Here is a 4,028-nt window from a genome sequence, read left to right on the forward strand (position 1 = left end):
AGCAGCACCGGCTGGCTGACGATGAATGACCGGGGTGGCGCGGACCCGCTGGCGTGATGCGCCTACCGGTGCCACCTCAGCCGCGGCTGAGGTGGGCCCGGATGGCCGAGATGGTAGCCGCGATAGCATTGGCACTGCCGCCGCCGAACGGGGCGATGCTGGCAAAGCCGTGTGTAAGTGCATCGAACTGCCGGTGGTCCACGCTGACACCGGCCGAGTGCAACGCCGCGGCGTATTCATTACCCTCGTCACGCAGCGGATCGAATCCCGCGGTGAGCAGCAGAGCCGGCGCCAGGCCGGATAGATCAGCGGCCTTGAGCGGCGATACCCGCGCATCGTCGGCTGCCAGGGCGGCGCCGCCCAGATACAGGTCTCTGAACCAGTCCGAGTCCCGCTTGGACAAGAAAAATCCGTCCGAGAACAAGGTCCGCGATCGGGTCTCCATGGACAGATCGAGGACCGGATAGAGCAGCACCTGCAGCGCCGGCTGCCGAAGACCCTCTTCGCGGCTGCGCAGCGCGACGAGCGCCGCCAGGTTTCCGCCCGCGCTGTCGCCGCCAACGCCAATTCGAGACGGGTCGGCGCCCAGTTCGGCGGCGTGTCCAAGCGCCCATCGATAAGCCGCGACGCAGTCGTCGACCGCGGCCGGGGCCTTGTGTTCGGGCGCCAGCCGATAGTCCACCGACAACACGTGTATCGCGGCATCCCTGCAGATCATCCGGCATAATCCGTCGTGGGATTCGATGTCGCCCACAACAAAACCACCACCGTGGAAGAAGACAAGTAGCGGGGCCGCCCCCGCAACGGCCGGTCGGTAGTGTCGCGTCCGCAGCGGGCTGTCGGGACCGGGGATCGTGAGGTCGGTGGTGGGAACGGCGACGTGGGCGTCCAGCAGGGAGTGCGAGCTTCGCATCAGGGCGCGGGCAACTCGTGGATCGTCAGCAGCTGACAGCCCGCCGGTGCGTGTGCGTCGTTGGGCGGCCAGTATCAGTTGAAGTGTGGTGTCAAGGGTGTTGCCGTCGATGGTGACCGGTCTGCCGCCGGCAAGGAGGCGTTTTAGCCAAAGCGGAATCCATGGCATGACCTTGACACCGATGCGAAGCGCCGTGTTGGTCAGCGCGAGGGAGCGTCCCGTGGGCTGCCTGCGTGCCATAGCTGCCCCTTTGTTGAAATGCGAGTCGACACTCCAGCGCAAAACCCCGGATGTCAACGAGGGTTCACTGGTCATTGCCGGGCTTGTTCCTCGACTTCCTCGGGTACTGTAACCGGAACATATATTTGGTTCAAGTACAGGGGGGCTTACCTCTTCATGCCGGTTCTGGCGGTACAGACCTAGCATTGAGTAGGCGAACCGGACAAATGTTTGGTTCTGACACACCGGTCAGTCTGTTAAGGTCTGACCGTTCGGACGTACGCGGACAGTACGACCTGGGCGACGTGACCGAAGTTCGTTGGTCTTCAATTTCTGACGGCAGCGAGGCGTGTGACACGCGACCCCGAAAGGAATGGCTGAATGATCGATTTCAAGGATCAAGTGGCGGTGGTCACTGGTGCGGGTCGTGGGCTTGGTCGGCTCTACGCATTGGACTTGGCTCGACGGGGAGCGTCGGTAGTGGTCAATGATCTCGGCGGCACAATGCGCGGCGAGGGAGCGGACTCCAAAGTCGCAGACGAGGTGGTCGCGGAGATCAGCTCTGCAGGAGGTACGGCGGTAGCGTCGTACGACTCGGTGGATAGTCCCGAGGGTGGTGAGGCGATTGTGCACACCGCGATCGAGCACTTCGGGCGGATCGATGCAGTGGTAAGCAACGCTGGCATCTTTAACAGCATCGCGTTCGACGAGATGACCCCGGCCCAGTGGCGGCAGATGCTCGCCGTTCACTTGGACGGTGGGTTCTATTTGAGTCAACCGGCATTCAGCGTGATGAAGAAACAGGGATACGGCAGATTCGTCTTCATCTCATCGTCCGGCGGCGTGTTCGGGCAGCATCTAGAGGCGCATTATGGGGCCGCCAAGGCGGGGCTGGTAGGGTTGAGCAACGTCATCGCCCTTGAGGGAGCTGACCACGGGATTCTCTCCAATACCGTTCTCCCCTTTGGGTTCTCGCGCATGGTCACCGAGACGGTGGATTCAAACACGCTTGAGAACTTGGGGCTTCTCGACCTGATCGGCCCAGAGAAAGTCGTGCCCATCGTGACCTATCTGGCTAGTCGCGCCTGCGAATCCAGCCATGAGAATTACTCGGCTTGCGCGGGCCGGTATGCGCGCGTCTTCGTCGGGCTAGGTGATGGCTGGTTACCCGACACTGACGTCGCAGTCACCGCAGACGACATCGCCGCTCATTTCCCCGAGGTCTCGGGTACGGAACCGTTCACCATCCCTGGCAACATCTACGAGGAATTATTCTCCGTGGTTGGTCGGCTCGGCGTTGACTTGTCGGGAAGCGGCACCCCAGCCGATTAGCCCTACGTTCTCGCTCCAATCTTCGACGCCCAGCCACGCGAACCGATGCGGGCCGTGCGTGACGACCTCATGGACGCGTGGGCTCGCTTCGCCGCAACCGGTGACCCCGGATGGCCGCTCTACGATCCCTACCCACACCCCAACACCCGCCCGTTCGGTGGCACGACCTAACAGGCCCGAAATCAACAATGGTTAGTAGCAGCACGTTTAGCGCATTTTGCGCTGAACAGGATGAATGACTAGACGGCGTTCCCGGCTTGTCGATCCCAGCCGGAACCACCTCTCTGGTCCGGCGCTGATACCGCTCGTCATGCCCTGAACACCGGACGGCGGGGGTGCAGACAGAGCCGCGCTGCGACGCGGCTCTGCGTGCCGACGAGGAAATCTGCGTTCCGCCTTGTCATTTCCCTGAGTCGATGGTGGCGGCATCGATGAGCGTTTCGGCGGCCGATCGCGCGTGTAGCAGGGGGGAGACGTCGTTGAGTGAGGTCGCCAGGGCTAAGGCGCCCTCGAAGAGCACGGCGAGCTGGTTGCCGAGCCAGTAGGGATCTCGGGCGCCGGCTTCTGTTGCCGTGTGGATGAGACGGGCAGTGAAGTCCAGTTTGTGTTCGCGCACGATGTCTTCGACCCCGGGCATCGCGTCCGCTGCCTCGACCGCGGCGTTGTGGAACGGGCAGCCGCGGAAACGGCTGCGCGGCGCGCCACCGAAGATGGCCAATAAGCGGCTGCGTGGTGAGTCGTCGACGGTGTCGATGGCCTGTTCGCTGGGCATCCCGCCGGCGTGGTGGATGCGGCGCAGGTACTCCTCGACGAGGTCATTCTTGCTAGGAAAATGCTGGTAGAACGTGCGTTTCGACACGTGGGCCTGTTCGGTCAGCCGCTCGACCCCGGTGGCGTGGATCCCCTCGCGGTGAAACAGGGTTGTTGCGGCGGTGAGGATCCGCTCACGCGCTCCGCGACCGCCGCGATCAGCCGGCCGGGCCGTGGCCGTCCGTGTTCCACTCACGGCATCAAGCATACCGAATGGTTTACATTTCGCATCTGCCTCGGCGGCGGAGTTGTGAAATGGATGCCTGAAACGGCCGCCCGGAGTGCTATCGAGGGGGCCAGTGGGCGGCTGCGCAGCGAGGCGTCGGCGGTGTCGATGCCCTGCTCGGTGGGCATCCCGCCGATGTGGTGGATGCGGCGCAGGTACTCCTTTACGAGCTCATTGGTCCGGAGAAGTGTTGGTAAGAACTGTGTTTCGACACGTGGTCGTGTTCGGCCAGCAGCTCCAACACGGTGGGAGCCGATTCGGTCCCGGTGAAACAAGATTTTCGCGGGAGTTTGGATCCGAGCGCGTGCTCAGCGCCGGTTCCGGCCAGCCGGCGGGACCGTGGTCATCGTTGGTCCCTCATTACTAAAAGCACACCGGTCGGTATATAAGGAGTTAAAAGCGTTGTACTCTCGGATACCAGAGCAGAGCACTCGGTGTACATAACCCCGTTGGGAGGCACATATGGCAGTCGGCCCTACAGGCGGCCAATGGGTGGCGCAGCAGTGACGGTGCTTCTTGATACCAGCA

At 62.8% G+C, this 4,028-nt stretch carries 3 protein-coding genes; 1 reads left to right on the forward strand and 2 read right to left on the reverse strand.

All coding sequences use genetic code 11. The features are described from left to right. Nucleotides 1-76: 76 nt before the first annotated feature. Complete coding sequence (locus tag VNW74_RS15170) at nucleotides 77-1,228, reverse strand: alpha/beta hydrolase (protein WP_325678194.1); 1,152 nt, start codon at nucleotides 1,226-1,228, stop codon at nucleotides 77-79. 285 nt (nucleotides 1,229-1,513) lie between these two features. Between VNW74_RS15170 and VNW74_RS15175 the strand changes: the two genes are divergently transcribed. Next, nucleotides 1,514-2,464, forward strand: coding sequence for an SDR family NAD(P)-dependent oxidoreductase (locus tag VNW74_RS15175; protein ID WP_325678196.1), 951 nt, complete (start codon nucleotides 1,514-1,516; stop codon nucleotides 2,462-2,464). A 400-nt stretch (nucleotides 2,465-2,864) separates the two neighbouring features. On the opposite strand, the gene VNW74_RS15180 is transcribed toward VNW74_RS15175, so the two are convergent. After that, on the reverse strand, nucleotides 2,865-3,482 hold the full coding sequence (locus VNW74_RS15180) for a TetR/AcrR family transcriptional regulator (protein ID WP_414686691.1): 618 nt from the start codon (nucleotides 3,480-3,482) through the stop codon (nucleotides 2,865-2,867). Nucleotides 3,483-4,028 lie beyond the last annotated feature (546 nt).

Source organism: Mycobacterium sp. (assembly GCF_035570115.1).
Taxonomy (GTDB): domain Bacteria; phylum Actinomycetota; class Actinomycetes; order Mycobacteriales; family Mycobacteriaceae; genus Mycobacterium.